Annotated in this window: 3 protein-coding genes and 1 tRNA gene; 2 read left to right on the top strand and 2 right to left on the bottom strand. The window is 68.8% G+C overall.

Annotated elements, in window-relative coordinates; genetic code table 11:
* Positions 1-32: 32 nt before the first annotated feature.
* Both H0X00_RS22030 and H0X00_RS22025 read right to left on the bottom strand, forming a co-directional pair.
* Positions 33-1,487 carry an ABC transporter substrate-binding protein gene (locus H0X00_RS22030; RefSeq protein WP_293774876.1) on the bottom strand — a complete coding sequence of 485 codons (1,455 nt, stop codon included), beginning with the start codon at positions 1,485-1,487 and terminating at the stop codon, positions 33-35.
* A 251-nt stretch (positions 1,488-1,738) separates the two neighbouring features.
* The gene (locus H0X00_RS22025; protein ID WP_293774874.1) at positions 1,739-2,371 is read right to left on the bottom strand and encodes a response regulator; all 633 of its coding nucleotides are present in this window, start codon (positions 2,369-2,371) and stop codon (positions 1,739-1,741) included.
* A 193-nt stretch (positions 2,372-2,564) separates the two neighbouring features.
* Between H0X00_RS22025 and H0X00_RS22020 the strand changes: the two genes are divergently transcribed.
* Positions 2,565-2,648, top strand: a tRNA-Leu gene (locus H0X00_RS22020).
* A gap of 61 nt (positions 2,649-2,709) precedes the next feature.
* A partial coding sequence (locus H0X00_RS22015) for an alpha/beta hydrolase (RefSeq protein ID WP_293774872.1) occupies positions 2,710-4,185 on the top strand: 1,476 nt, incomplete at its 3' end.

Genomic DNA, 4,185 nt, shown 5'->3' with positions numbered 1-4,185 from the left:
CCATTGGCGGGGCCCTTCGCAATAGTGCTGTGTTACGGGGTCGAGGTCGCGCTGGGCGATGCCGACCCGCCCGGAGTGGGCGAGCTGATCGGGGAAGAGGACGGCGACGGCGACGGCGACGGCGACGGGCGGGTCGAACTGGTCGGCTTCGCGCTGCTCGAGCTGGTCGGCTTCGAGCTGGCCGACTCGGAGGTCGACGCGCCACCCGCAACCGGGCCACGGACGAACTTCAGCGGCTTGTACATGTTGTCGTTGCCGTACTGGTAGATGCCCATGGAGGCGACGCTCGGGTCACCGTTCGAGTCGAACTCGACCGGGCCGCTCTGCCCCTCGTAGTCGATGTCCTTGTTCTCCTTGAGCAACTTCACGCACTCGGCGAACGTGCCGCACTTCTCGCCGCCCGTGGAGACGTCCTGCAACTCCTTGGCGATCGCGATGCCGGCGTCGCTGTTGGCCGCCTCGGCCGCGAGCGCGATCAGCGTGATGGCGTCGTAGGCCTCACCGGCGTAGCTGTAGTCCTTGAGGCTCGGGTCGAACGCCTTCAGCTTCGACACGAAGTCGTCGGCCGGCTTGGAGCCCGGGATCGTGCCCTTGACGCCTTCCATCTCACCCTTGGCGCGGTTCGCGTAGCTGGCGTTCGACATGTTGCCGTCGACCAGGTACAGCGACTTGCCGCTCTTGAGCGGCAGCAGGCCCTGCTTGACCATCTCGTCGATGAGCTTCGATGACTCCTCGAAGCCGATGAGAGCGATCGCGTCGGGGTCTGCCTTCTTCACCTGGCCGACCTCGGCGGAAAACTCGCTCGCCGTCGGGTCGTAGATCTTCTTCAGGACGACCTCGCCGCCACCGCTGGTGAAGGCGGTCTCGGCCTGGTCGGCAAGGCTGGTGCCGTAGGCGTCCTGCAGGGCGAGAATGCCCAGGGTCTCCGCACCGTCGTCCAGCGCGGTCTGACCGACCACGCGGCCCTGGAAGATGTCCGAGGGCGCGGTGCGCCAGAGGAGGCCCTTGTCCGGGTAGTCGGTGATGAGCGTCGACGTCGCGGCGGGCGAGAACATCAGCACGCCACTGCCGGTCACGCGGTCGACGACCTTCAGCGTCACCGAGGACGAAGCGGCGCCGACGATGGCGTCCACGCCGGCGTCCAGCAGTCGGTTGACCGACTGGGACGCGATGTCCGTGGTCTTGTCCCCGGAGTCGGAGAAGTCGGTCTCGACGTCCTTCCCGAGCACGCCGCCGGCCGCGTTGACGTCCTGGATTGCGAGCTTCACGGCTGCGATCTCCGGCGGGCCGAGGATCTGGAGGTTGCCGGTCTCGGGCAGCAGGGTGCCGATCTTCAGCACGCCGTTGCCGGTGTTGACCTTGGTGGAGGACGAAGCCGATGCTGCCGGCGTCGCCTCGTCGTCGTCATCGCCACCACAGGCGGTCAGCGCGAGGGCGGCGGCGGCCACCAGCGCGAGTGCCCGGACGGCGGGGTAGGCACGTGCCATGGGAACTTCTCCTTCAACGTAAGTCGCCGGTCCGTACGTGAAGGCGAGCTTCCTTCACGTTGATGTGGCACGGCGTTGTGGCTGGAACCTAGCGAAGCGGCGACCGCACGCAGGGTTACTGGCGCAAGACATAGCGACCCGTGTCCGGTTCGTGATCTTGAACGGGCCATCTTGTCCGATTTGCCCAAATATCTGCGTGTCTTCCCTCGCGTGACCTGGAGTAACCACAGAGCCACGGATCGGACCGAGAATTACCCCTCGGGAGTAGCCGTCGAATGCGACGCGAAGTCCTCGATGATGACCTCGGCGACCTCTTTCATCGTCATCCGTCGGTCCATCGAAGCCTTCTGGATCCAGCGGAACGCCTCGGGCTCGGAGAGGCCGTACTTGGTCTGCAGCGCACCCTTGGCCCGGTCCACCAACTTGCGGATCTCCAGCCGCTCGTTGAGCCCGGAGACCTCCTGCTCGAGCGCCACGATCTCGGCGTGCCGGGAGACCGCCATCTCGATCGCGGGGAGCAAGTCGTTCTTGGTGAACGGCTTGACCACGTAGGCCATCACGCCGGCGTCGCGGGCCCGGGCCACCAGTTCCTTCTGCGAGAACGCGGTCAGCATGACCACGGCCGCGCCGCGGGCGGCCACGATCTGCTCGGCCGCGGTGATGCCGTCGATGATCGGCATCTTCACGTCGAGGATGACCAAGCCCGGGGAGTGCTTGGCGACCAGGTCGACGGCCTCCTGACCGTTGCCCGCCTCGCCGACGACCTCGAACCCCTCCTCCTGAAGCATCTCCTTGAGGTCGAGGCGGATCAGGGCCTCGTCCTCCGCAATGACCACGCGGCGGCTGTTGGCGGCCGGGGTCGTAGGAGTGCTGGATTCGGTCACGAACCGAGCCTAACCCCCGGGTCCCGCTGCGCCGGCCCGCCCGACTTGAGATGGCGTGAAGCCGACATCCCATTCGAAACAGGTGGTGCCTTTGAGGCGCCTCGAAGGCCTCGGTAGTCACGATTGGGATGTCTGCTTCACGGCCACAACCTCCAGTGTCGAACCGTCGCCATTAGGCTTGGTGCTCGCACCGGCCGGGGTGGCGGAATGGCAGACGCGGGTGGCTCAAACCCACCTGACTCACAAGGTCGTGCGGGTTCGAATCCCGCCCTCGGCACCGAAGTTCGGATAATCAGCGCACCAGGCCATCCGGCCGCGTTCGACCGCGAGGTGGGCCCGTGCGCAGATTCGAGGCAGTGGCCACGGCGGTGGGCGCCACCGGCGCGCTCCTGTTCGCTTCGCTGACCGCGGTCGAGGGCGCCTCCGCGGCGAGCTCGATCACCTGGGGCAAGTGCCAGGACTCCGACCTGCGCAAGGCCGGCGCGCAGTGCGGCTTCGTGCCGGTGCCGCTGGACTGGCGCGATCCGGGCGGGGCGAAGATCTCGATCGCGGTCTCCCGGATCCGGGCGACCAAGGGCCCGCGCCAGGGCGTCATGCTGACCAACCCCGGCGGTCCCGGCGGCTCCGGCCTCGCTCTCCCGGCCTACCTGCTGCCGGAGGTCCCGGGGGGCGCGGGCGACACCTACGACTGGGTCGGGTTCGACCCGCGCGGGGTCGGCGCCAGCCGCCCGGCGCTGTCCTGCGATCCGGACTACTGGATCGGTCCGCGGCCGGCCTACGAGCCGGCCTCCGCGACGAAGCGCTCGGCCGACGAGCGCCGCTGGATCAAACGCTCCCGCACCTACGCGGCCGCCTGCGCGGACAACGGGGACCTGCTGCAGCACGTGCGCACCGTCGACACCATCCGGGACATGGAGGCGCTGCGGGTCGCGCTCGGGGTGAAGCGGATCAGCTTCTACGGGTTCTCCTACGGCACCTACCTCGGGCAGCTCTACGCCACCCGCTACCCCGACCGGGTGCGGCGCATGGTGCTCGACGGCAACGTCCCGCCGAACTACCCGGGCTACGGCGACGGCGGCCGGGCGCAGGCGATCGCCTTCGAGCGGGTGATGCGGGAGTTCTTCGACTGGATCGCCGACCACGAGGACGTCTACCACCTCGGTCCGCGTCGTGCGCAGGTCGAGGCGGCCTACTACGACGAGCTGAGGAAGCTCACCCGCACCCCGGTCAAAGGCATCGGGGCCGCCGAGTGGACCAACGTCATCCAGCTCGCCGGGTTCGCCGAGTTTCTCTGGCCGGAGGTCGCGGACGCCTTTGCCGACTGGCGCGGTGGCAAGCACGTCTCGGTACGCGGGCTGTACCAGTACGCCGGTGAGGTCGGCGACGACAACAGCTACGCCGCCTTCCTGGCCACCGTCTGCACCGACGCCCCGTTCCCGCGCAGCTACCCGCAGATCCGCAGGGACGCGTTCTCGATCGCGAAGCAGGCGCCGTTCGAGGCCTGGACCAACCTGTGGTTCGCGGCGCCGTGCACGTTCTGGCCGACCGCCCCGGCCCGTGCGCCCCGGATCGACGGTTCGCGCCTGAAGGTGCCGATCCTGCTCGTGCACGCCACCGGGGACGGCGTTGCGCCGTACGCCGGGGCGCTGGCCCTGCGCCGCGAGTTCCCCACCGCGTCGCTGCTCGCCGAGCTGGGCGCGACCACCCACGCCGGCTCGCTGGGCGGCAACGCCTGCATCGACGACGCGATCGCGGCCTATCTCGCCGCCGGGACCCTGCCGCCGCGCCGCCCCGGCGACCGACCGGATGCGACC

Source organism: Sporichthya sp., assembly GCF_013815995.1.
In the GTDB taxonomy this organism is placed as follows: domain Bacteria; phylum Actinomycetota; class Actinomycetes; order Sporichthyales; family Sporichthyaceae; genus Sporichthya.
Note: the sequence above shows the minus strand (reverse complement) of the source record. Positions and strands in the feature narration are given on the sequence as shown.